Annotated in this window: 23 protein-coding genes and 1 riboswitch; of the genes, 16 read left to right on the forward strand and 7 right to left on the reverse strand. The window is 50.7% G+C overall.

Features of this window, described 5'->3' with window-relative positions:
* Window positions 1-50 precede the first annotated feature (50 nt).
* The 3 genes from ACXIT9_RS01730 to thiL all read right to left on the reverse strand — a co-directional run bounded on the left by ACXIT9_RS01730 (window position 51) and on the right by thiL (window position 5,067).
* Window positions 51-803: a LytR/AlgR family response regulator transcription factor gene (locus ACXIT9_RS01730; RefSeq protein ID WP_458054520.1), complete on the reverse strand. Its 753-nt coding sequence runs from the start codon at window positions 801-803 to the stop codon at window positions 51-53.
* Window positions 793-3,795: a histidine kinase gene (locus tag ACXIT9_RS01735; protein WP_458054521.1), complete on the reverse strand. Its 3,003-nt coding sequence runs from the start codon at window positions 3,793-3,795 to the stop codon at window positions 793-795. The genes ACXIT9_RS01730 and ACXIT9_RS01735 overlap by 11 nt, the downstream gene beginning before the upstream one ends.
* A 246-nt stretch (window positions 3,796-4,041) precedes the next feature.
* Complete coding sequence (gene thiL / locus ACXIT9_RS01740) at window positions 4,042-5,067, reverse strand: thiamine-phosphate kinase (RefSeq protein ID WP_458054522.1); 1,026 nt, start codon at window positions 5,065-5,067, stop codon at window positions 4,042-4,044.
* Between the two features lie 122 nt (window positions 5,068-5,189).
* On the opposite strand from thiL, the gene ACXIT9_RS01745 reads away from it, so the two are divergent.
* On the forward strand, window positions 5,190-5,387 hold the full coding sequence (locus tag ACXIT9_RS01745) for a hypothetical protein (protein ID WP_458054523.1): 198 nt from the start codon (window positions 5,190-5,192) through the stop codon (window positions 5,385-5,387).
* A 107-nt stretch (window positions 5,388-5,494) separates the two neighbouring features.
* On the opposite strand, the gene mce is transcribed toward ACXIT9_RS01745, so the two are convergent.
* On the reverse strand, window positions 5,495-5,899 hold the full coding sequence (mce, locus tag ACXIT9_RS01750; RefSeq protein ID WP_458054592.1) for a methylmalonyl-CoA epimerase: 405 nt from the start codon (window positions 5,897-5,899) through the stop codon (window positions 5,495-5,497).
* Window positions 5,900-5,988: 89 nt separating this feature from the next.
* On the opposite strand from mce, the gene ACXIT9_RS01755 reads away from it, so the two are divergent.
* Window positions 5,989-6,315 carry a HesB/IscA family protein gene (locus ACXIT9_RS01755; protein ID WP_458054524.1) on the forward strand — a complete coding sequence of 109 codons (327 nt, stop codon included), beginning with the start codon at window positions 5,989-5,991 and terminating at the stop codon, window positions 6,313-6,315.
* Between the two features lie 116 nt (window positions 6,316-6,431).
* Here ACXIT9_RS01755 and ACXIT9_RS01760 read toward each other — a convergent pair whose 3' ends face one another.
* A complete protein-coding gene (locus tag ACXIT9_RS01760; protein ID WP_458054525.1) occupies window positions 6,432-6,779 on the reverse strand; it encodes a hypothetical protein in 348 nt (115 codons plus the stop codon).
* Window positions 6,780-7,043: 264 nt separating this feature from the next.
* On the opposite strand from ACXIT9_RS01760, the gene gcvT reads away from it, so the two are divergent.
* From gcvT to ACXIT9_RS01810, 10 genes are all read left to right on the forward strand, one after another.
* Window positions 7,044-8,144 carry a glycine cleavage system aminomethyltransferase GcvT gene (gcvT, locus tag ACXIT9_RS01765; protein WP_458054526.1) on the forward strand — a complete coding sequence of 367 codons (1,101 nt, stop codon included), beginning with the start codon at window positions 7,044-7,046 and terminating at the stop codon, window positions 8,142-8,144.
* On the forward strand, window positions 8,141-8,848 hold the full coding sequence (locus ACXIT9_RS01770; RefSeq protein WP_458054527.1) for a 2-phosphosulfolactate phosphatase: 708 nt from the start codon (window positions 8,141-8,143) through the stop codon (window positions 8,846-8,848). The genes gcvT and ACXIT9_RS01770 overlap by 4 nt, the downstream gene beginning before the upstream one ends.
* A gap of 102 nt (window positions 8,849-8,950) precedes the next feature.
* A complete protein-coding gene (locus tag ACXIT9_RS01775; RefSeq protein WP_458054593.1) occupies window positions 8,951-9,877 on the forward strand; it encodes a ribose-phosphate pyrophosphokinase in 927 nt (308 codons plus the stop codon).
* Window positions 9,878-9,905: 28 nt separating this feature from the next.
* On the forward strand, window positions 9,906-10,481 hold the full coding sequence (locus ACXIT9_RS01780) for a 50S ribosomal protein L25/general stress protein Ctc (RefSeq protein WP_458054528.1): 576 nt from the start codon (window positions 9,906-9,908) through the stop codon (window positions 10,479-10,481).
* A 109-nt stretch (window positions 10,482-10,590) separates the two neighbouring features.
* Window positions 10,591-11,151: an aminoacyl-tRNA hydrolase gene (pth, locus tag ACXIT9_RS01785; protein WP_458054529.1), complete on the forward strand. Its 561-nt coding sequence runs from the start codon at window positions 10,591-10,593 to the stop codon at window positions 11,149-11,151.
* 97 nt (window positions 11,152-11,248) lie between these two features.
* Window positions 11,249-11,351, forward strand: a riboswitch (SAM riboswitch).
* A 63-nt stretch (window positions 11,352-11,414) separates the two neighbouring features.
* A complete protein-coding gene (locus ACXIT9_RS01790) occupies window positions 11,415-12,572 on the forward strand; it encodes a trans-sulfuration enzyme family protein (RefSeq protein ID WP_458054530.1) in 1,158 nt (385 codons plus the stop codon).
* Window positions 12,569-13,771, forward strand: coding sequence for a tol-pal system protein YbgF (locus tag ACXIT9_RS01795; RefSeq protein WP_458054531.1), 1,203 nt, complete (start codon window positions 12,569-12,571; stop codon window positions 13,769-13,771). The genes ACXIT9_RS01790 and ACXIT9_RS01795 overlap by 4 nt, the downstream gene beginning before the upstream one ends.
* A 210-nt stretch (window positions 13,772-13,981) precedes the next feature.
* Window positions 13,982-14,464 carry an Lrp/AsnC family transcriptional regulator gene (locus ACXIT9_RS01800; protein ID WP_009054580.1) on the forward strand — a complete coding sequence of 161 codons (483 nt, stop codon included), beginning with the start codon at window positions 13,982-13,984 and terminating at the stop codon, window positions 14,462-14,464.
* A gap of 113 nt (window positions 14,465-14,577) precedes the next feature.
* Entirely contained in the window at window positions 14,578-15,132 is a 555-nt protein-coding gene (locus tag ACXIT9_RS01805; RefSeq protein ID WP_458054532.1) for an NUDIX domain-containing protein, read from the forward strand.
* Window positions 15,133-15,140: 8 nt separating this feature from the next.
* Complete coding sequence (locus ACXIT9_RS01810) at window positions 15,141-16,523, forward strand: MATE family efflux transporter (RefSeq protein WP_458054533.1); 1,383 nt, start codon at window positions 15,141-15,143, stop codon at window positions 16,521-16,523.
* Between the two features lie 12 nt (window positions 16,524-16,535).
* Here the strand turns inward: ACXIT9_RS01810 and ACXIT9_RS01815 are convergent, their stop codons facing one another.
* Window positions 16,536-17,441: a fumarylacetoacetate hydrolase family protein gene (locus tag ACXIT9_RS01815; RefSeq protein ID WP_458054534.1), complete on the reverse strand. Its 906-nt coding sequence runs from the start codon at window positions 17,439-17,441 to the stop codon at window positions 16,536-16,538.
* A 198-nt stretch (window positions 17,442-17,639) separates the two neighbouring features.
* Between ACXIT9_RS01815 and ACXIT9_RS01820 the strand changes: the two genes are divergently transcribed.
* The gene (locus ACXIT9_RS01820) at window positions 17,640-18,593 is read left to right on the forward strand and encodes a helix-turn-helix domain-containing protein (protein WP_458054535.1); all 954 of its coding nucleotides are present in this window, start codon (window positions 17,640-17,642) and stop codon (window positions 18,591-18,593) included.
* Between the two features lie 129 nt (window positions 18,594-18,722).
* On the opposite strand, the gene ACXIT9_RS01825 is transcribed toward ACXIT9_RS01820, so the two are convergent.
* Window positions 18,723-19,856: a hypothetical protein gene (locus tag ACXIT9_RS01825; RefSeq protein WP_458054536.1), complete on the reverse strand. Its 1,134-nt coding sequence runs from the start codon at window positions 19,854-19,856 to the stop codon at window positions 18,723-18,725.
* A 176-nt stretch (window positions 19,857-20,032) separates the two neighbouring features.
* Here ACXIT9_RS01825 and ACXIT9_RS01830 point away from each other — a divergent pair, with 176 nt between their 5' ends.
* From ACXIT9_RS01830 to ACXIT9_RS01840, 3 genes are all read left to right on the forward strand, one after another.
* Entirely contained in the window at window positions 20,033-20,440 is a 408-nt protein-coding gene (locus tag ACXIT9_RS01830; protein ID WP_458054537.1) for an arsenate reductase family protein, read from the forward strand.
* Window positions 20,441-20,452: 12 nt separating this feature from the next.
* Window positions 20,453-20,959, forward strand: coding sequence for a Dps family protein (locus ACXIT9_RS01835; RefSeq protein WP_458054538.1), 507 nt, complete (start codon window positions 20,453-20,455; stop codon window positions 20,957-20,959).
* A 148-nt stretch (window positions 20,960-21,107) separates the two neighbouring features.
* Window positions 21,108-21,950 carry an alpha/beta fold hydrolase gene (locus ACXIT9_RS01840; RefSeq protein WP_458054539.1) on the forward strand — a complete coding sequence of 281 codons (843 nt, stop codon included), beginning with the start codon at window positions 21,108-21,110 and terminating at the stop codon, window positions 21,948-21,950.
* The last annotated feature ends 87 nt before the right edge of the window (window positions 21,951-22,037 follow it).

The raw sequence follows: 22,037 nt of genomic DNA on the forward strand, positions 1-22,037 counted from the left end.
AATCCAAAATCCAGGGCCGTTTCTCATTTTCCAGAAGCGGCCCTGGGCTTTTATAGCTTTTGGCGCTCGAAATGATGCATGAGCAGCTGTTTTTTCTCATTGGAAATCGACAGCATCTCTCCATTACTCATGTGCACAGCCCCTCCATCCTCTTTGGTGATTTTGGCTATCTGGTCTAAGTTGATGATATGACTGCGGTGGATGCGCATAAACTTGCCCATATCCATGATACGCTCGTACTCCTGTAGGCGCTTGGAGACGGTAATCTTTTTCCCGTCGTCGAGGTGAAAGTGGGTATAGGAGCCATCTGCTTTCAGGTAAATGATATCACGAAGCGGGATAAACAAGATCCCCTCTCCTGTTTGCAGCGTGATTTTTTTCGGCTTGTCCTCTGCGAGGTTTTCTTTTAGCGTTTGGAGTCGCGCCTGAAGCTGCGGCACAACTTTTTGGAGCGCCCGCTCCAAAGCCTCCTGCTGCACAGGCTTGAGTAGATAGTCTACCGCAGAAAGCTCGAAGGCCTTCAGGGCATAGTCCTGGTAAGCGGTCACGAAGATGATGCGGAAGTCCACCTGCTGCTCGGGGAAAAAGTCTAAAATCTCTAATCCAGAGTAGCCGGGCATCTCGATGTCCAGGAAGACCACATCCGGTTTGTGCTTATGGATGAGCTTGACCGCCTCAGGAAGACTTTTAGCCTCGTCCAGGACGGCCACCTGCGAAAAATGGCGAGATAAAATCCCCTTGAGTGCCATGCGGGCCATCGGCTCATCATCGACGATAAGCGCGCGAATTTCTTTATTTTGCATAGGTGGGTAAGGTTATGAGAACAGCAGTGCCCAGAGGTGCATCCGGGCTGCCTAAATCCTGAATATGTACCTGCATGGAGCGTCCATACAGCTGCCCGATTAAGGCGATACGGGTTTCGATTTCTTCATTGCTCACATGCGGACTGCGGTACTTGCGCTGCTTCCAGAGGGTTTTGGAGGCCTCCCGGCCAATGCCATTATCCCGGATTTCTACCGTAAGCTCATCGGAACGTCCACGATCTGAAGGGCGCACCTCCACGGATAAGGTCTTCAAGCCCTCTTTTTCTACCAGTCCGAACCGAATGGCATTTTCGATAAAAGGCTGCAGCATCATGCTGGGAATCATGCAGTGCTCGGGCTGAATTTTATCGGACACCTGAAGAGAAAACTCCAGCTCATCCACCATGCGCATGCTCTCTAAATCAACGAACAGCCTTACGGTCTCCAGCTCATATTCGAGCAGGTTGTACTGCTTGTCATTATCACTCAGAAAGCGCCGCATTAAGGCACTAAATTTACCCAAATAGGTGCTTGCTGCCGTCTGATCTTCCGCATAAATTAAGCCCTGCATGGTATTCAAGGCATTAAAAAAGAAATGAGGATTTAACTGTGCACGCAAGCCACTAAGCTGGGAGCTAACGAGCAGCTCCTTTACCTGCTCCCTGCGCTCGATCCGGCGGCGGAGCTGGTGGTAGCCGAAGCGGATACCGAGGACCAAAAGAATAAAAACAACTGTCAAATAAGGCCATTGCTGCCACCAGGGGAAGGCCACGGTTAGCGGAAGGATCACCCTATCAGAGCGCATCACATCGTTCTGGGCATACAGCTGCAGCGTTCGATCTCCAGCATGGAGCCTTCCTAAATTTAAGAGGCTAGCGCCCGCATCGGCAGTATTTTCCAGGGTATCCGCCTGAAAGCCATAAAAGAGCTGCCGCTCATTAAAATTAACGAAATCCAGCACCTGATACAGCACCTGCACCTGCTGATGTCCATAGGGAATCGGCGCATCCAGCGCATGCGGCTGGCCGTCCACGAGAAGTCCGGTTACAGCCAGGGAGATCGACATTTCTGGTGGCTCCACCTCTAAGGGTTGAAAAAACAGCCCTGCATTCGTGGCGATAATCAGTTCCTCCTCCGTAAGTAGAAATTGACGAATCGTGATCCCCTTTAAATACATGCTTATCGGCAGCAGCGTGAAGGTCCCTGAAGCCAGATGGTAGCGGTAGATTTTCGACTCCGCATTGAAATACAGGTATTCCTCGGCAGCATCCCACTGCACATGGTTCAGCCCATTTAAGTTTTCCGAACCCGCCAGTAGCTGTAGCGCTGGGCTGTCGGCAGCAGAAAAAGAAAGGCGAAAAAGGCCGTTTTTCTGCGTCGCCAGCCACCAGTCGCCATCTGCAGAAGCCGTGATGGCATCTACGATAAAAGCAGGATGATCCTCTTGCATGGGGCCACGCAATAGCTGACGCTCACCGGTGGCATCGATTAAATACAGCCCATTCGTGCTAGAAAAACCATAGACCCCCTGCTTGCTGCCATAAAATACCCGCCGCATTCGTCCACTGGCCAGCTGCATCACCTGTATGTCTGCTTGGTTAAACTTTTCAAAAGGATAATGCCGCTGAAAAGGCAGCTTGGGAATACCGCTCATGCCCGCATCTAAAACTCCCCCCAAACCATAGGACGCCACCACCAGGTTCCCGAAGTCATCCTGCACCATGTCCTTTCCGAAATAAGCCTGCAGCTGTCGACTCGGATCAGCATACGCCACATACCCATTCGTATGCAAGATGCGCTGCTGCTCAGCGGCAAAATAGATAAACTCGATTTCACGTGGCCCATCCTCCAGTAGCACACGCAGCAAATTTCCTTTGGCATCCAGCTCTATAATAGCCCCCGTATTGGTACCGACCAGTAAGTTTCCTGAAGGCAGGCGGTGCAGTGCCGTGTAGCTGACAGGTTTTTTTTGCCCTTCGGGCAAAGGACGCGTCACCTGTACCGGAAGCGCCGGAAACATAAACAAGCCCTCATCCAAGGTCCCTACCCAGATATTGCCATGCCTATCCCGCACCATATCCGATACCCGCAGCTCCGGAAGCAGCGTCTCTTCGATCTGCAGTGAGGAGGGATTTAGGCGAAAGGCACCCCGATTCGTGCAGACCCAGAGGTCTTCCCCATCCAGGCTGCGCCAAAAATACTTGTACAGCGCCCCCTCACCTACCTCCAGCGGTACCACCTGATCGCTTTCTAAGAGCTTAAAATTCTTTTGGCTTCCCCGGTTCAGCAGGAGTGTGCGCCCCTCACGTGAAATAAAATGCGTACGGCCATCCGAGAAATTGCGAAATGTAGCCTCCCGCAAGGGCTTAGGTTGACCCACCCGATGGAGATGACCATCTACCCCACGAAAGAGGATCTCCTGATTTTCCGTGACGTACATGCCCACCACACCTGGATTTTCGGCCGGAAGAAGTGTTTCGATCTCCTCCGTTTCCAAACTGTAGCGGTAGATGTTTTGGAACGTTTCCAAATAGAGGTATGGGCCCTGTGTAAACATGGCCACCAGCTCCTCACGCTCACGAAAAAACGCATTAAGCCCAGCCGGCGCCTGCAGCTGATCTCCGTCGATGAAAAAGATCTGATTGGCGAAATTTTTACACCAAATGCGCCCCCGCTCATCCTCCATAATCGTATCGATGGGCTGATGGCGGGCCTCGGGCATTGAAAGACGTTCGAAACGAAAGCCATTAAATCGAAAAATCCCCAGCTCTGTCCCTACGTACATTAACCCTGCCGGAGTCACATGCAAACTGTAGATGGTCGGTGAAGGCAAGCCTTCCAGGTAGGATACCTGTCGGTAAAATCGTTCCACCGAGCCTGAAGAGGCTTGCATCTGCCCGTTGTACGCATCGGCATTCAGTCCACCCGATGCGAGCAGCAGGGTGCAGAAAAAGCTGGTAAACCAGAGGAACACACGATTATTTTTCAACATACATAGGGTGTTAGGCAACATTCTTCCTCCTCCGAAATAAGAAAAACCTGCCTCCCGAGGAAGGCAGGCTTTCTACCCGAAAAATTAAGAATAAGTCACCAAAAAATCACAAATCCAGCACTCAATCGCCCAAAAGAATTGCTGTGATTGTGTATGATTCAAAGGTAGGCTAATTTTATTAAGTTATATTCTAGACTTCACAGACGGAGAGGTTTCTCCCATGAAATCCGCAAAATCCTTCATCAATCAAAAATGCTTCCACCCCTGCGCCTTTAAGGACACGGCAGCACCGCCCTTGGTCACCAGGTGAAATCCCTCTGCCGCAGGACTCATATGACCGATAAAATGGATGTCTGGGTGCTTTTCCAAGGCGGCAAAGTCGGATTGCCTGATCGTGAAGAGCAACTCGTAATCCTCACCCCCATTCAGGACGCAGGTGATGGGGTCCAGGCCCAGCTCCACGGCCGTGTCATAGGTCTGCTTGGAGATCGGGAGCTTGTCTTCGTACAGCAGCGCTCCCAGACCGGAGGCCTTACCGATATGAAAGAGCTCTGAAGCCAGCCCATCCGATACGTCGATCATAGCAGTGGGCACCACCCCCAGCTCGTGCAGCTCGTGGATGATATCGACACGGGCATCCGGCTTCAGCTGCCGTCCCGTCACATAGGTATATTTTTCCAGCTCGGGCTTCATGTTCGGGTTACTCAAAAAGACCTGCTTCTCCCGCTCCAGCACCTGAAGCCCTACCAAAGCGCCCCCTAAATCTCCCGTGACGCAGAGGATATCCTTATCCCGAGCCCCCGACCGGTAGCTGAGCGCCTCCTTTTGCGCCTCGCCGATGGCGGTTACCGACAGTACCAGCCCACTACGAGAGGAAGTCGTATCCCCTCCGATGACATCGACCCCGTACTCCGCCGCCGCCGCATAGATGCCTTTATACAGTAGCTCTACTGCTTCCACAGAAAAACGATTGCTTAGCCCGATGCTGACGGTCACCTGCTTGGGAATCGCGTTCATGGCCGCTACATCGGACACATTCACCGCCACCGCTTTAAAGCCCACGTGCTGGAGCGGCGCATAACTCAAGTCGAAATGCACCCCCTCCAGCAGTAAGTCTGTGGTCACTACCTTCACATGATCCCCCGCCTCTAGGACGGCTGCATCATCGCCTATGCCCACTAAAGTACTGGCCTGCTGCGGGCTGCCCATGTCTTTTATACGTTCTATTAAACCAAATTCGCCTATGTCAGCGATTTCTGTTCTCTTTTCCATGCCTGATTCTCTGTTTTTAACCCCTCAAAGGTACGAAATCCATCTGAAAGGCACTTCTTTCGGTTTTCGGCATGTATGTTGCGGGATTAACGGTATAAACCAACCAAAACCACAAAACAATCATGAAAACCTTTGGATTTCTCTTACTCATTATCGGTGTCGTCGGACTGCTTTTCTTTGGCTTTCAGGCCATGCAAGACTCCGAAAGTTTTAGCTTCCTCGGACTAGACATCGCCGTCAGCAGCGCGAACTGGACCCCTGTCATCGGAAGTGGGGCCGTCTTTATCATCGGCCTTATTTTGGCGGCACGCCGCAAATAACGGCTTCAACTTCTTCTCTACTGGGAGCCACTTGGGCTCCTTTTTTTTATCCGAAAGCCTGTTGAAGGTCTTGTAAACCTGAAAGCCCTGGTAAAAAAGAGGCTAGCTTAAGCAGGACGCTCCTGACAGAGCTCCACCAGCACCCCATTCGTAGAGCGGGGATGTAAAAAAACCACCCATTTATTATCAGCACCTTCTTTTGGCGTCTCATTCAGTACCTCGAAGCCCTCTGCCTTCAGGCGGGCCACCTCGGCATGAATGTCTGCCACATCAAAGGCGATGTGATGGATCCCCTCCCCTTTTTTGGCCGTAAACTTGGCGATCGGACTATCTTCACGGCTGGCTTCCAGCAGCTCCACCTTGGTCTCGCCCACCTGAAAAAAAGAAGTGTGCACCCCCTCGCCCTCCACAGACTCCTCTTTGTAGGCCTCTGTGCCGAGCAGGCGTGTAAACAAGTCGCGAGAGGCCGCCAGATCCTTCACAGCGATCCCCAGATGTTCTATTTTTCTCATCATAATTTTTTCGTATATTGGAATGTTTTCCTTTCAGCAGATGTTTTACCTTTGCCGAAAGATATGGGTGTAAATTCAAAATTAAAAATATGATCATCGTTTCAGATAAAGCAAAAGAACAAATTCTCACCTTAAAACGAGAAGAAAATCGCGCCGAGCACGAAAACATTCGCGTCTCCGTGAAGGGTGGTGGCTGTTCGGGCCTCATGTACGACCTGCACTTCGATGATAAAACAGCAGATTCCGATCACATCTTCGAAGATAAAGGGGTGAAAATTATCGTGGACAGAAAAAGTCTGCTCTACCTGGCAGGCACCACGCTGGAGTTTTCCGATGGCCTAAACGGCAAAGGGTTCCAATTTGTCAACCCCAACGCCTCCCGCACCTGCGGCTGTGGCGAAAGTTTTTCGATTTAATACACTAACCTTATTCCAAGGTGTAAGTGTGTTTGGCGCAGTAGCGGATGTTCGATAGTTGCTTATGTAAAACTTCGACCGCCACTGCGCCAAACGTTTTTTTGTGACACCCTCTTTTACTCTTTACTTATATCGATATCTTCAAGATCTAAGACCATAGAATGTATTTCGTATACAAACCACTCTTGAAAAGTCCTGAAGTTTCTTTTTCGTGGCCAAGCCTCTTCGTCTGTGCACCAATCATTTAATTCATTTTGAAAAATTTGGTCAAAATTTTTCTTTATCCATTTTTCTATCGCTTCGTTACTATCCATCTCGCGGATAAGGTAGATATTCGCTTCCTCTTTTCCGGAAATAGGACTCTCGGGATAAATGGAATTTACCCAATCCAGTAGTGGCTTTTTCGGTTTTACCACGATCGCATTACGATTAATGCTTTCGAAGAAATAAGGAATCAATCCCATCTTTTTTCTTGTGTTAGTTTGATAATGCAGCGTCTAATATACTAACGCTTAACCCTTGTTTACAAATATCAGCCGATAAATTAATGGCTTCAATCCTGCCTCTTTAATGGCATGGTGCGCATCATGCGCAGTCTCCCGCAAATTGCACCTTTTTATGTGCGGCGAATTCTGCCGCTTGCAAAGTCATTTTCTGCTTGCGATTATGTACCTTTGGCTCTTTGAGAAACTTTCGGAAAAATCCTGAAAACCTAAACAGACCCAAATATGGAAACAGCGATAAAAACCGTCGCGTTAGATGCTTTGCACCAGGCGCTCGGCGCCAAAATGGTGCCCTTCGCGGGCTTTAACATGCCCGTCCGCTACAGCTCAGACCTCGAGGAACACCATACCGTACGCCGCGGCGTAGGCGTATTCGACGTGTCCCACATGGGTGAATTTTTCGTCAGCGGACCCGAAGCCCTAGCCCTCATCCAAAAGGTATGCTCGAACGATGCCTCCACGCTAAGCATCGGACAGGCACAGTACAGCTGCTTCCCGAATGAAACGGGCGGCATCGTAGATGACCTCATCGTCTACCGCATGGAAGAGGAGCGCTACATGCTCGTCGTAAACGCTTCTAATATCGATAAAGATTGGGCTTGGATAAACCGCCACAATACCATGGGGGCCACCTTAGAAAATGCCTCCGACGCCTATTCCCTCTTCGCGGTCCAGGGACCTTTGGCCACCGCCACCCTCCAAAAACTTACCGATACTGATCTGAGCGCCATCAAGTTCTACCATTTTACAGTTGGCAGCATGGCTGGAATTTCTGATATCATCATCTCCGCTACTGGCTACACGGGTGCAGGTGGCTTCGAGCTTTATGTTAAAAATGAACAGGCAGAAGCGCTCTGGAAGGCCGTTTTCGCAGCCGGTGAGGAGCATGGCATCAAGCCGATCGGACTCGGAGCGCGCGACACACTACGGCTGGAGATGGGCTACTGCTTGTATGGAAACGACATCGACGACAGTACCTCCCCACTTGAGGCTGGCCTAGGCTGGATCACTAAATTCACCAAGCCCTTTATGAATTCCGAGGCGCTGCAAGCACAGAAAGAAGCTGGCGTCACGAAAAAGTTGATCGGATTTGTTTTAGAAGAAAAAGGCATACCGCGCGGCGGCTATCCCCTGCTGAATGAGGCGGGCGAAACCATCGGGCGCGTCACCTCGGGCAGCCAGTCGCCTAGCTTGGGGAAGGGGATCGGACTCGGCTACGTGGAGACCGCCTATGCCAAAGCCGGCACTGCACTACGTGTGGGCATTCGCCAAAAGCAACTGGCCGTCACCGTCACCAAACTGCCGCTTTATAAAAAAGACGCATGAAGAATGTAAGCATTTGCCTCACCCCCGCCCTGAGGGAGCTCTATGAGGTAAGTGGCCGCATCGTGGTGGTGGTGGACATTTTCCGCGCCAGCAGCACCATGGTGGCGGCCCTCTGTGAGGGGGTAGACCATATCATTCCTGTAGCCGATCAGGAAGACTGCCGGGCGCTGGGCGCCAAAGGCTACCTGACCGCCGGCGAGCGAAATGGCCATATCATTCCCGGCTTTGACCTGGGAAATAGCCCGCTAGCGTTTCAGCAGGGGGCCTTTGCAGGCCAAAAGCTCAGCATGACTACCACCAACGGTACGCTGGCGATCGAAAAATTTCGCGCAGGGGCGCGGGAGCTGCTCATCGGCGCCTTTATGAACCTGAGCAGTACTGCCGCCTACCTGCGCGAACAAGAAGCAGACGTGCTCATCGTTTGTGCCGGCTGGAAAGGCAACTATAACCTCGAAGATGCGCTGTATGCGGGTGCGCTCGTAGAAGCCCTGTCGGCCACCCACAGCCCCGCCTGTGATAGCAGCCTAGCCATGAAGACCCTGTATGGGGCCGTTCACGGCGACTTGAAAGGGTTTTTGGCGCAAGCCTCCCATGCCAAGCGCCTACAAAACCACGGCATCGAAGGAGATATCGACTTTTGCCTGGAGCTGGACCGCTACGCAGCCTTAGTACGGCTAAAAGAAGAAAAATTGGTATTGGCGTAATAATTAGGCGTAAGCGAAAAAATCATTTCCTTTTGCAGGCTTTTTAGCTACCTTTGTATGCCATAAGCAGATGCCTTTTACAACCTTAATACCTACAAAATGATGACCGAGGTCAAATTATTTGCCGGTTCGAATAGCCTTCCTTTAGCAGAAAAAATCGCCAAGCATTATGGGAAAAAATTAGGAGATTTGACCCTTTCCAAGTTCAGTGATGGGGAAATGTCACCTAGCTTTAATGAATCTGTTCGTGGCTGCACCGTATTTCTTATTCAATCCACCAACCCCAGTGCGGACAACTTGCTCGAGCTTTGCTTGATGATCGATGCGGCTAAGCGCGCCTCAGCCTATAAAGTCTGCGCTGTGATTCCCTACTATGGCTATGCGCGCCAAGATCGGAAAGACCGACCACGGGTCTCCATCGCTGCCAAGCTTGTAGCTAATATTTTGACCTCAGCGGGTGCGGATCGGATCATGACCTGCGACTTGCATGCCGGACAAATCCAAGGATTTTTTGACATTCCTTTGGATCATCTGAATGCTTCCGCTATCTTTGTGCCCTATTTGGAAAGGCTGAATCGGGACAACTTGATTTTCGCTGCTCCGGATGTGGGGGGTGTGGCGCGTGCGCGTGCCTATGCCAAGCATTTCGCGGTGGAGATGGTTGTCTGTGACAAGCATCGAAAGCGTGCCAACGAGGTGGCTTCCATGCAGGTTATCGGAGATGTGGAAGGCAAGGATGTGGTTCTTATCGATGATTTAGTGGACACAGCAGGTACTTTGTGCCGGGCGGCACAAATCATCCTGGAAAAAGGAGCCCTCTCAGTGCGAGCCATTGCCACCCATGGGGTACTTTCTGGCAAAGCCTACGAAAACATTAACAACTCTGTTTTAGAGGAATTGGTCATCACCGATACGATTCCACTAGCGCAGGAATCGAGTAAAATTCGGGTTTTATCCGTGTCCGATCTTTTCGCGAAAGCGATCCATGCCGTGACCGGAAATTCCTCCATCAGTGCACTCTTTATTTAATTTATTTATAACTTATTCTTAATTTACTATGAAATCTTTAGAGATTATAGGGTTTAAAAGAGCAAATCTCGACAGTGCTACTTTAAAAGAGCTTAGAGAAGACGGTCAAGTTCCTTCTGTGGTTTACGGACCGGGTATCGAAGAGCAGATTCACTTCTATGCACCTGCGATTCTTTTCCGCCCGCTCGTTTACACGCCAGATGTTCACTTAGTAGAGTTAAACATCGAAGGTCAAAAAATCAAAGCGCTTTTAAAAGACACACAGTTCCATCCGGTATCTGAGGTTCTTTTGCACGCAGATTTCTTAGCATTCAGCGAAGACCGTCCTGTTAAGATGGAGATCCCTGTTAATATCGTAGGAAACTCTCCAGGTATCCAAAAAGGGGGTAAACTCGAAATCAAAGCCCGTACCCTAAAGGTAAAAGGTTTAGCGAGCGCACTGCCTGATAAGATCAACGTAGACATTTCTCACCTAGACTTAGGAAAGTCTGTGAAAGTTTCTGAACTAAGTGTAGAAGGTTTCGAAATCCTAACGAGCCCGAACGTTTCTATCGCTACGATCGGTATCCCAAGAGCACTTCGCGGTAAGAAAACAGCTGAGTAAGCTTTTTCTATCTGACATACCCACATCCTGCCCAGCCTTTGCGCTGTGGCAGGATGTCTTGTTTCTGGCCGATAGCTTCCTACGGCCGCCCTCATAAGCCTCACTGCCCATGAAATACTTAATCGTTGGCCTCGGAAATATCGGCCCCGAATATGAATTGACCCGCCATAATGTGGGTTTTCTCACCTTAGATCGTTTAGCAGACAAGCATCAAGTCCGCTGGAGTTCAGGCCGCCATGCCTTTTACAGCCACTTCAGCTTTAAGTCTCGACAGTTTCACCTCATCAAGCCGACGACCTACATGAACCTGAGTGGGAAAGCGGTAAGCCACTGGATGGCAGAGCTGAAGATCGAAAAATCCCATGTGCTGGTGGTTGTCGATGATGTTGCTTTGCCTTTCGGTAAATTGCGCATGCGCGCCAAAGGCTCCGCAGCAGGACATAACGGTCTAAAAAACATCGAAGCCCTAACCGGTGGGCAAGACTATCCGCGTCTGAAGTTCGGCATCGGGGACGACTTTCCGAAGGGCCGCCAAGTGGATTATGTGCTTGGACGCTGGACCCAGGCTGAAATCGATGCCCTGCCTGAACATATGGACCGGGCCATCGCCATGATTGAGGCCTTTGGCAGCATCGGGATCGCCCATACCATGACCCAGTTTAATGAGTAGCCCACTCGGCTTTTGGGCTGCGGCCCAAAAAGAGAAAGCAGCTGGCATTTTGTTTTCTGGCTGCCACCTGCTTTCTTTGTAACAAAAGAAGTATTCACCTTTATAAAGAAGAGGCGAGAGAACAGGCTCGATGACCCTCTGGCAACCGGCCACTTGTGTCCATGGTGCCACATCCTGCCCCTATCCGGGAACTATAAACGGGTCAATGAGCAAGATGTGCACGGGGCGATGGTCTTTATAGCTTAAAAAAGAACCCTGAATTCATGGCACATTTCGAAACACAGGCGATCCGCGCCGGGGCGCAACCTTCTAACGCCGCCGGACATTCCAGCCCCATTCACCTTACCTCTAGCTTTACCTTTGATTCCGCCGAACAAGCCAGAGCCCTGTTCGCCGAAGAACAGGAAGGGCAAATTTATTCCCGCTACGCGAATCCAAATACCAGCTCCCTGCTGGAAAAAGTATGCCTGGCAGAAGGCACCGAAGACGGCATGGTAACCGCCTCCGGGATGGCCGCCATGTTTGGCAGTATCGCGGCCCTGCTCAGCCAGGGAGACCATATTTTAGCCTCCCGCTCCCTTTTCGGCTCCACGCACCAACTGTTGACACGCGTTTTCCCACGCTGGGGCATCACCTCTACCTATGGAGATATCTCCGATTACCAGCAGTGGGACAAATTACTGCAGCCGAATACTAAAATGCTCTTTTTGGAAACCCCCTCTAATCCGGGCTTGGAACTCATCGACTTAGAATGGGCCGGGAACTTTGCGCGGGAGCATGGGCTTATCTTGGTGGTGGACAACTGTTTCGCTACCCCTTACCTGCAGCAGCCGGCGCGATGGGGAGCACACTTGGTGACCCATAGCGCCACTAAGTTCATCGATGGACAGGGGCGCGTGCTGGGAGGATTGATTTTAGGAAGTAAAGCGCTCATCGAGCAGGTGCGCTTCTTTGCCCGGCACACGGGCCCCTCCATCTCCCCCTTTAATGCCTGGATACTGGACAAGAGCATGGAGACCTTAGCCGTACGTATGGACCGGCACTGTGAGAATGCGCTAAAAATAGCACGACATTTCGAGGGGCATGCCAAAATAAAGCGGGTGAATTATCCGTTTCTAGAAAGTCATCCACAATATGCCGTGGCCGTGAAACAAATGCGCCACGGAGGGGGTATAGTAACTTTAGATCTGAAAGAAGGTGCCGCCGCTGCCGCTGCCTTTATCGATCGACTGAACATGATCAGTTTTACCGCTAACCTGGGAGACGCCAGAAGTATCGTCACACACCCCGCTTCTACGACGCATAGTAAGTTGAGCCCTGAAGAGCGGGAACGTGTCCAGATCACACCAGGCCTGATACGCCTGTCGGTCGGCTTGGAGCATGTGGACGATATCATAGCGGATATCGAACAAGCACTATGATAAAAAAACGATTTGGTTTTTTCTTATTTATGGGGCTCCTTTTGGGAGCCCTTGCTTTCGCGCAACCTGCCCCTCTCGCTACAGACAGCGTGGACAATCGCAGCGAATACCTGCTTTTAGATAAGGGACTGCAGTTTCGCATCACGCGCTATGTGAATAGCCTGTATAATTTTGATTTCCGAGAGGCGGACAGGGGCTTTAAAGTGCTGGAATACGAATATCCCGAGCATCCGCTTCCCTACTTTTTACAAGGGCTAAGCAGCTGGTGGAAAATTTTACCCGACCTCGATAACGAGCGCTACGATGAGCGCTTCATCGGGCAGATGGACGTAGTCATCGACAAGGCCAAAAGCTTGCTCAAACGGGATGCGGAAAATAAGGAGGCCACTTTTTTCCTAGCAGCCGCCTATGGCTTTCAGGGGCGCCTGTATTCGGAGCGAAGATCCTGGACGAAGGCTACGCTGGCCGGGAAAAATGCTCTGAAATACCTTAACTTAAGTAAAGATGGGGACGAGGAGATGAGTCCTGAGCTGGTACTAGGGGATGCGCTGTTCAACTATTACTCGGTGTGGATACCAGAAAATTACCCTCTACTGAAGCCTGTGGTCGCCTTTTTTCCTAAGGGCAACAAAGAAAAGGGCATCGAGCTGCTGGAATATGTGGCCAATAATGCCTTTTATTCCCGCGTGGAAGCGCAATATTTTTTATATATGCTGTATGCCAATGCCGAAGGTAGCCCCTTTAAATCTTTGGCCATTACGGACTATCTGATGGACAAGTACCCGAACAATGCCTTTTTCCACCGGTCGCATGCGCGCAACCTATACACAGTAGGCAAGTGGTACGAGTGCAAGGAGGTTTCAGAGGAAATCTTAAGACGTCTAGATGCCAAACAGACCGGCTATGAGGCAAACAGTGGGCGCTATGCCGCATTTTATATCGCCCAGTACCACGAGCGTAGAAACGATTTGCCGCAGGCGAAGGCCTATTACAAGCGCACACTGGCCTTCGGAGAGGAGTCTGAGGCACAGGAAAGTGGCTATTACCTGTATAGCTTACTGGCACTGGGTAAAATGGCTACCCAGGAAGGCAAAAAAAACGAAGCCAAATCCTATTTCAATCAGGTTAAAAAGTTCGCCAAAAGAAAGCATCCTGCACATAAGGAAGCACGAAATTTTATTAAAAAGAATAAACTTTGAATTCATTTTTCCGTTTACCAAAGAAGTTCAGCAAGAGAATATTTGAATTGGCATGGTTATTGGCCTAGTTTACCCCGAATGCTTTTGCTAGAGCACAGCTACGAACAAGAATATTTCGTGTTTACACACCTTTTTCTCAGCAATTGCTTTAAAATAATATTTATTATACCTAACTTTGCACAAGATATTATTCTGTAAATACTTTCATCTATGGATAACAGCGTAAGAGTAAAATTTGACAAAATCGACCGTAAAATACTAGAAATTTTACAGGGCAATGCGAAAATAACCAATGCGCAGCTTTCGAAAGATATTGGGCTTTCTCCGGCTCCTACACTAGAGCGCGTCAAGAAATTAGAACAATCCGGTATCATTCGCAGCTACCATGCAAAGTTAGATCCAGAAAAGATCGGCCTTGGCGTGAGCACTTTTGTACTGGTTACCCTCATCGGACATAATAAAGCGAATATCGACGCCTTCATGACGGAGATTAATACGATCCAAGAGGTGATCGAGTGCCACCACATCACCGGTTCTGGTGATTTTATCCTAAAAATTATTGCAAAAGACATCACCGCCTATCAGAAGTTGATGCTCGAGCAGGTTTCCGAAATTAAAGAGGTAGATTCCATGCAGTCCATGGTGATTCTTTCCACTTTTAAGGATTCCAAGGTATTACCAATACCTGCATAAAGTCGCTTAGCGCACACCCGAAGAAGCATGGTCTCCCGATCATGCTTTTTTTTATGTACTTTTGCAGGGCGAAAGCCCTGCGTCCCTTCCGCAGTGGTGCAACCTCTGACCTTATGTCGACGATACAAGAAGAAAATCCCTGGATCTGCCAGGAGAAAACAACCGTTTTTGAGAACCCCTGGATCCGCGTAGAGAACCATCAGGTGCTCAATCCTGCCGGAAAGCCTGCCGAATACGGCAAGGTATGCTTTAAAAACCGCGCCATCGGCATCCTGCCAATAGATGCCGATGGGTTTACCTACCTGGTCGGGCAGTACCGCTACACGACAGGCGGCTACTCCTGGGAAATCCCCATGGGAGGTGGTCCACTGGAAGAGGCCCCACTCGCCGCCGCTAAAAGAGAGCTCAAAGAAGAAACAGGCCTCAGCGCGGAAAAATGGACCCTGCTCATGGAGGTGCATACCTCTAACTCCGCCACGGATGAAGTGGGCCTGATCTATGTGGCCGAAGGGCTGCAGAATGGCACTCCCGAGGCAGAAGAAACCGAAATCCTCCAGGTCCGTCGCCTGCCCCTACACGAGGCCGTGCAAATGGTCCTAGAATGTAAAATTACAGACGCTATTTCCGTATGTGGCCTCCTGCGCGTGGCCCGTGACTACGCTATTTAAGTACACTTATGCTTGGCATTCAGAATTTTCGGCAGCATAGCTCCAAAACCTTTTTACTCGCCTACCCCGTCATGCTTAGCCAGCTAGGACAGGTGCTCGTGGGCGTAGCCGACAGCATGATGGTAGGCCGACTAGGAGCAGAACCGCTCGCCGCCGCCTCCCTGGCGAACAGTATTTTCTTCGTCGTCCTTATGTTCGGCATAGGGATCTCCATGGCCATCACCCCACTGGTAGCTATGGCAGATGGGCGCGGACGTAAAAACCGCATCGCACGCCTCTTTCGCCATGGCTTTGTGATAAATTTCGGTGCCGGCATCGTGCTACTCCTGTTTATTTTGCTCTCCAGCCCCCTCCTGCTCCACCTAAACCAACCGGAAGCTGTGGTGGAAATGGCCATCCCTTATCTGGCCATCATTACCTTTTCCCTGCTGCCCTTTATGGTGTTCCAGACTTTCAAGCAGTTTACAGAGGGCCTCTCCCAAACCAAGCAGGCCATGTACATCACCCTGGCCTGTAATGCCCTGAATGTTTTCCTCAACTGGTTGCTGATCTATGGCAACTGGGGAGCGCCTGAAATGGGACTCAATGGCGCCGGCTGGGCAACGTTGATCTCCAGAGTGCTGATGGCGCTGATGATCGCCTACTATGTGTGGTGGTCGCCACGCTATAAGACCTATAACATAAATTTTCGCTTCCAGCGCTTTAGCTTCCCGATGGTCAGCAAAATGCTCCAAATCGGCATCCCTACCGGCTTTCAATTTATCTTCGAAGTGGGGGCCTTCTCCACCGCCGCCATCATGATGGGATGGATCGGGGTAAATGCCCTAGCCAGCCATCAGATCGCTATCAACCTGGCCTCCATCAGCTACATGATGGCCTCCGGGCTTTCTGCCGCCGCCATGGTGCGCGTAGGGAATCAACTGGGTCAGCGGGACATTCCCGGGCTGCGCGATGCGGGCTTCACCGTCTTTCTGATGACGGCCGCATTTATGAGCTTTTCGGCGGTCTGCCTGATTCTGCTGCGAGAAGTGCTGCCCGCCCTCTACATCGACGATCAACAGGTCATTCAGATGAGCGCCAGCCTACTGATCATCGCGGGCATGTTTCAGCTCTCCGATGGGGTGCAGGTGGTTGGCCTGGGCGCCCTCCGCGGTATGGCAGACGTAAAAATCCCTACCATCGTCACCCTGATCGCCTACTGGGTAATCGGCCTCCCGCTGGGTTACTTCTTCGCCTTCCCTCTCGGCATGGAAGAAAAAGGAGTTTGGTATGGCCTTTTGACCGGCCTCAGCTTAACCGCTTGCGGTCTCCTCTACCGCTTCCATAGCCTGAGTAAGCGTTTGGCTAGCGCCAAAGAGCTCCCAACAGTAAATCCCGAGCTGATGCATTAGCGGGAGCTTCGCCTAAGCAACTGGCGGGATCACGCGCACCTCTTGCTCCATCTCGCCCAGTCCACTCAGCTGGATACGAACGCGGTCCCCCGGACGCAAATAAGAGGGAGGCTGTAGGCCCATCCCGACACCAGCAGGTGTTCCCGTAGCGATAATGTCGCCAGGCAAAAGACGCATATAGCGAGATATTTCTGCGATTAGCGCCGGCACATCCAGCAGCATCTGCGCTGTACTGCTCTCCTGGCGCAGCTCATCATTCACCCAGGTACGCACCCGAAAAAGCTCCACTTGCTGTTCGGCAGCTGGCTCTAGCAGAAAGGGGCCCATCGGTGCAAAACCATCATAACTTTTGCCCTTCACCCACTGTCCCTTATGCTCCAGCTGCCAGGCTCGCTCACTTACATCATTTAAAATACTGTATCCTGCGATGTGTTGCGCCGCCACATCCGGATGAATTTCGATTCCCTCCCTGCCGATGACCACTGCCAGCTCCGCTTCATAATCCAACTTCTCCGCAGCACTCGGCATCGGAATCGCATCATAGGGACCCGATAGAGACGTACTCGCTTTCATAAACAGGATCGGCCTTTCCGGTGCCTTCATCTTTACCTCGGCAGCATGGGCAGCATAATTAAGCCCTACCGCGATGAGCTTAGAAGGACGAGCCACAGGAGTGCCGATGCGCACTCCCACAGGCACTTCTTCCAGCCAGATAGCGCCATTCTTGAGCCGCTCCCGCAACCAGCGGAAACCTCCTGCCTGAAAAAATACCTCCCCATAATCCCCTCCCGGAAGGGCCTCCCCTTTTATATAATGGGCCTTCCCATGAAAAAGAAGCCCTGGCTGCTCTTGTCCGAAAGGGCCTAAACGAAGTAAACGAAGCCGCTCTGCTTCCTGCTCTTGCTCCTGCATGTGCATGTCTGTTGATCCCTTTATTCCTACCGAATGTACGTTGTTTCGCCCGAAGGGCTCCAGAAAGCCCCCTCTTTTTCTGCTAAAAAAGGATAGCTGAATGACTTCCTTTCCTCTCCCCTACTAAAGGGATGGTGCTTTATAAGAAAGACATAGCGGTTCAGTCCTAAAAATACTATCTTCGCAGTCAGAAATCGTACCCACATGAACGCTTCCCCCCGTCCTTCTCGCCCCTTTTTTCCCGCCCAGTACAGGTGGCAAGCAGCAGAGGAGGCCAACCTTTTTTTTCCCAGCCTTCCCGGTGCCGGCCTACGCTTCTTGTTCTGTCCTGCCAGCCCCTACTGGCTCTATGTAGGCGGGCACTTCCATGTATTGCAGCAAGATAGCCTGTTCGTTTGTGATCGAAATCTTTCTATTTTTCTCAAAAATCCACTAAAAGGAAAGGAAAAGAAAGAAAAAGAAAGTGATTTCCCCCTAAAAAAGAAAGCAAACGAACAAAAAGGAAAGCAAACGAACATGCCTAGTCCGGAGGGGTTTCACCTCATCGAGGTGAGCGAAGAGGCACTGCTCAGTCTCCCACAGTGGGGTGTCGGCCTCCAGCCCCTGGCACAGCAGGCAGCAGATGCCAGCCTATGGGCTCGATGCCTCCCCTATGCGCGGGAGCGCTTTGCCCGCCTGCTACACCTTCCCGAATGGGTGGAGGAAGCCCTACCGGCAGCCTTTCCGCAACTCCAATTTTTTCAGGCTGCCTACGACTGGCAGCAAGCCCTCCAAGAGCCTCTTCAAAATCCTCTCCTGCAGGAAGAGCGGAGCTGGTTGCTCCCCTTTCAACGAGAACCCCGGCTGTTACGGGTGTACGAACGGCTGCTACAGGACTTCGATACGGGCATAGAGCTGGGTGAATTGGCAGCAGAAGTCGGTATGCAGTACGCGGCCTTCAGTCGTTTTGTAAGTCAGGCCTCCGGCCAAAGCCTCAGCAAGGTGCTGCTCTCCGTACGCATTGCTTATGCTCAAAACTGCCTCCGCGAACTATCCGGGCTTACTATCGCCCAAGTGGCAGAACGTGCAGGCTTTAGTAATTTGAGCAACTTCAACCGACTTTTTCTCCGTGAAACAGGGCAGACGCCAAGTGCTTATGCCCGTGCCCTTCCCAAATAAGTGACAGCGCTACTGCGTCTGAAGGCGGCTGCGATGTGCTGTCCGGGGTACCCCAACTCACTTTGAGCCCAAAAAAAGGCCGCTCTTCGGAAAAAAAGCGGCCCCTTTAGGTATTGATGCGCTATGGGCTTACTCAGCAGGCATCCAAAAGTCATCTTGGGCGATTTTAAAGAGACCATTACGCGTGGCGATGTGCACAAAACCATCGAATAAGGCCACATCGGTAAATTGCAAATCCTCTAACCCTTCGGTATTAATACGTGTCAGTGTGGCGCTATCTCCTTCGCCCTCCAGTTCGAACAGCTCATCTGTACCTGTCCAAACGACGATGCGCTCCTCCACCACGCGAACACCCCGTAAAGTAGAAGAAGCAAAAACAGGTTCCAGGTCCATGACATTGCCGGAGGCAGAACGGAAAAGACCTTCCTCACTGAGCACCAGGCGGCTTCCATCCACAAATGTATCCGTCCCCAGCACGACAAAGCGGCGTAAGTCCTCAAACAGAGGCGTGACCGCACCAGCCTCGGAAAGCACAAAGCTGCTCTGACGGCCAGCTATTCCCCCAGAAATGAGCCAGCCCGACTCCATCGCAAAAACCGAATAGAGCTCGGTGAGTGGTCTATCCTCAAAACGATAGTCCAGCAGAATCTTTTCTATAACTGGAGCCTCTTGATTTATCACCGGCAGACGGGCCGCCTGAGCATCCACTTGCACTAAAAAAACACGATCCTCCAGCGACGATCCACCGAGGGGATCCACCCAGCTAGAGAGAATCACATTGCCCTGCACACCAAAAGAAGGGAGGCCGAACCAACCTGGATTTAATTGATAATTAGCAGGGTGATCGGGAATGGTGAGGGCATTTAGACGCAGAACATCCAGACTGTTATAGTCGGTATTCGCCATGGCCAGTAAACTCGCTCGGGTATCCAAAGCACCTATCGACAGAATTTCTCCATGCGCCTGTCCAAAATTCATATCAAAAGAACGTGCAGAAAACTGCTCTTGCGTACCAGCTGCCGAGAAAAAACCTGGGGTGAGGGCATTGGAATAAAACAAACGATCCCCCTGTAGCGTCAGATTGGCCACATGGCCACGCTCCCAACTGAAATTCGGTAAGCGTGTAAAGCGCGCGGCTTGCTCCTGCTCTGGCAACACTTCTTCAGACTCCTGGCAGGCAACTAATCCGCCTATGAGAGCAAAGCAACAGATGCCCCACACTTGGCGTCGAAACGGAATAGAAAAGAAATAGAAAGATTTCATGCAGAATTACTTTAAGGCGTAAAATTGGTTTAGCTATACGTTTGTTTCAAATATAGTAATAAAATTATTTTTAATGAAACTAAATAGCAGTCTAAATTACCCGAATACGCTTTAACCTCGAAACAAAAGGAGTCCTAAGCCCGTTTATAAAGTGTATTCACTAAACCACAAACAGCATGTTTGACTTAGGTCATCAAGAAATTAAATTTTTATACCATTCTCGCGATCTGAAGGACCGAGAAGCTTTCGGATATGCTTCCGCCTTAGATCAGCATAAAATCAATGAGGTAGATGTGGCCAAAACTCCGCTTACTCAGCGTCATTTTGCAGAGTTGGCTACCAAGTTGGGCGTGCCGATTATTGATTTATTCGATAAGCGACATGAGCGCTACGCAGAGGAGATAGCGCCCGCCTCTTACAGTGAGCAGGACCTACTCGACCTCCTGCATCGCGACCCTTCCCGCTTAAAAACTCCTATTCTGATCGCCGAATTCGGAGCCCGCTTTTTGGACTCCCCTTTCGACACCCATCAGTTAGACCTAGCAGTGGAAGGGATTAAAATCAATCCAAATAACAACTACTAAACGAACACAACCATGAACACGAACGGAACCGCTGAAAAACGCGTATTTAAAAAATTGGGTTATAATCGAGAAGAAACAGATAAAATCGTCGCATCGCTGAATCAGTTGCTCGCCAACTATCACGTGCACTATCAGAAATTGCGTAACTTCCACTGGAATGTTACCGGTGGAGACTTCTTCGAGCTACACGAAAAATTCGAAGAGCTCTATGACGAAGCCATGGAAAATATTGACCTCGTAGCAGAGCGTGTGCGGGTATTCGGCATGACGCCACTGAGCCTGATGCGTGATTATCTGGAAGTTGCTGACATCAAAGAGGTGGGGACAGACCTACATCCGCACGATATGGTGCGCGAAGTCTTGCGCGACTTCGAAGTGCTCGCCGAAAATATGAACGATGCCGCTGAAAATGTGGCAGAGCTTGGAGATAAGGCCACAGAAGATATGCTCGTCGCCTTTATCAAGAGCATCGAGCTGAAGCACTGGATGTTTACTTCCTTCTTAAAAGAGCATGCTTAATAGCGCAGGAGGGCGTAGGAGTTGATTTTCGGCTCCTTGCCCCCCGTCAAATGCCGGCATCTACGTATACGCGTAGATGCTTTTTTTTTGTAAAAGATTTTGCCCTTCGGGCAAAGGAAACTAAATTACAAAAAATAGTTTCTATCGCATGGCGCAGTCCTTTTCCGATGTACCGGTAAAATTTTTAAATAGCTCCCTAGGGCGCCTGGCCTATCGTGTCTATGGGCCTGCAGGCGGAACCGTCACCCTCCTGCTACACGGTTTCGGCCAAAACCAACAGGCCTTTCAATCCTTTCTGGCTTTGCGCAAAAAAGAAGAGCGCTACATCACCCTAGATCTCTTTTTCCATGGCTTGAGCAGCTGGAGTAAAGCCTCCAAGCGGCTCCTTCCCCAAGACTGGGCAGCCGTGCTCCAACTGTTAATGGAAACGGAAAAATTTACTGCCTTTCATCTGGTCGGCTACAGCATGGGAGGCAAATTTTGTCTCATCAGCTACCAGGAACTTCCTACTCGGGTGTTGAGCTTAACGCTTTTAGCACCTGATGGGATCAGAACGGGCTTTTGGTATAACATCAGTAATTTTCCTGGTATTTTCGAAGGACTTTTTAAGCGCACGGTACTAAATCCCAGCCGGTTTTTCGCGTGGATGCATGGGTTGCGGCGCATCGGCCTACTGGATAAAAGCATCGTTAAATTTATCGATACCCAGATGGAGACGCGCACGAAGCGTGCACAGGTTTATTTTACCTGGTCAGTATTCCGCAAGCTAAAGCCCAATATTCCTAAGATCTTAGCAGACCTTCAGCGGCAGCCGATTTCCGTCACCCTCGTCACGGGCACCTATGACCGCATGGTGACCTATGAAAATTTGGCCTACTTCCTGGAAGCGCTACCAGCGGCCAGGCATGTGGCTTTGGCCAGCGGCCATAATACTCTGATCCCGGATTATGCAGCGCATCTAAAAAACGTCACAGGAGCACACGAGCGCTAAGTTGACCTAGCCCCATTCCTGTCGCTATGCTTATCGCCCTCCGCTGCTTCCCTACAAGCAGCGTTAGATGCCTGCCGTTATTCCACC

Source organism: Nitritalea sp. (assembly GCF_054166705.1).

Excerpts from the sequence above, each read along its gene's own strand:
- ACXIT9_RS01800 (WP_009054580.1), top strand. The coding sequence starts at position 13,982 with ATGGATAACAGCGTAAGAGTAAAATTTGACAAAATCGACCGTAAAATA.
- ACXIT9_RS01755 (WP_458054524.1), top strand. The coding sequence starts at position 5,989 with ATGATCATCGTTTCAGATAAAGCAAAAGAACAAATTCTCACCTTAAAA.
- ACXIT9_RS01830 (WP_458054537.1), top strand. The coding sequence starts at position 20,033 with ATGTTTGACTTAGGTCATCAAGAAATTAAATTTTTATACCATTCTCGC.
- ACXIT9_RS01795 (WP_458054531.1), top strand. The coding sequence starts at position 12,569 with ATGATAAAAAAACGATTTGGTTTTTTCTTATTTATGGGGCTCCTTTTG.
- ACXIT9_RS01825 (WP_458054536.1), bottom strand. The coding sequence starts at position 19,856 with ATGAAATCTTTCTATTTCTTTTCTATTCCGTTTCGACGCCAAGTGTGG.
- ACXIT9_RS01790 (WP_458054530.1), top strand. The coding sequence starts at position 11,415 with ATGGCACATTTCGAAACACAGGCGATCCGCGCCGGGGCGCAACCTTCT.
- ACXIT9_RS01780 (WP_458054528.1), top strand. The coding sequence starts at position 9,906 with ATGAAATCTTTAGAGATTATAGGGTTTAAAAGAGCAAATCTCGACAGT.
- pth (WP_458054529.1), top strand. The coding sequence starts at position 10,591 with ATGAAATACTTAATCGTTGGCCTCGGAAATATCGGCCCCGAATATGAA.
- ACXIT9_RS01730 (WP_458054520.1), bottom strand. The coding sequence starts at position 803 with ATGCAAAATAAAGAAATTCGCGCGCTTATCGTCGATGATGAGCCGATG.
- ACXIT9_RS01835 (WP_458054538.1), top strand. The coding sequence starts at position 20,453 with ATGAACACGAACGGAACCGCTGAAAAACGCGTATTTAAAAAATTGGGT.
- ACXIT9_RS01775 (WP_458054593.1), top strand. The coding sequence starts at position 8,951 with ATGACCGAGGTCAAATTATTTGCCGGTTCGAATAGCCTTCCTTTAGCA.
- ACXIT9_RS01820 (WP_458054535.1), top strand. The coding sequence starts at position 17,640 with ATGAACGCTTCCCCCCGTCCTTCTCGCCCCTTTTTTCCCGCCCAGTAC.
- ACXIT9_RS01745 (WP_458054523.1), top strand. The coding sequence starts at position 5,190 with ATGAAAACCTTTGGATTTCTCTTACTCATTATCGGTGTCGTCGGACTG.
- mce (WP_458054592.1), bottom strand. The coding sequence starts at position 5,899 with ATGAGAAAAATAGAACATCTGGGGATCGCTGTGAAGGATCTGGCGGCC.
- ACXIT9_RS01760 (WP_458054525.1), bottom strand. The coding sequence starts at position 6,779 with ATGGGATTGATTCCTTATTTCTTCGAAAGCATTAATCGTAATGCGATC.
- ACXIT9_RS01840 (WP_458054539.1), top strand. The coding sequence starts at position 21,108 with ATGGCGCAGTCCTTTTCCGATGTACCGGTAAAATTTTTAAATAGCTCC.
- gcvT (WP_458054526.1), top strand. The coding sequence starts at position 7,044 with ATGGAAACAGCGATAAAAACCGTCGCGTTAGATGCTTTGCACCAGGCG.
- ACXIT9_RS01810 (WP_458054533.1), top strand. The coding sequence starts at position 15,141 with ATGCTTGGCATTCAGAATTTTCGGCAGCATAGCTCCAAAACCTTTTTA.
- ACXIT9_RS01770 (WP_458054527.1), top strand. The coding sequence starts at position 8,141 with ATGAAGAATGTAAGCATTTGCCTCACCCCCGCCCTGAGGGAGCTCTAT.
- ACXIT9_RS01815 (WP_458054534.1), bottom strand. The coding sequence starts at position 17,441 with ATGCACATGCAGGAGCAAGAGCAGGAAGCAGAGCGGCTTCGTTTACTT.
- ACXIT9_RS01735 (WP_458054521.1), bottom strand. The coding sequence starts at position 3,795 with ATGTTGAAAAATAATCGTGTGTTCCTCTGGTTTACCAGCTTTTTCTGC.
- ACXIT9_RS01805 (WP_458054532.1), top strand. The coding sequence starts at position 14,578 with ATGTCGACGATACAAGAAGAAAATCCCTGGATCTGCCAGGAGAAAACA.
- thiL (WP_458054522.1), bottom strand. The coding sequence starts at position 5,067 with ATGGAAAAGAGAACAGAAATCGCTGACATAGGCGAATTTGGTTTAATA.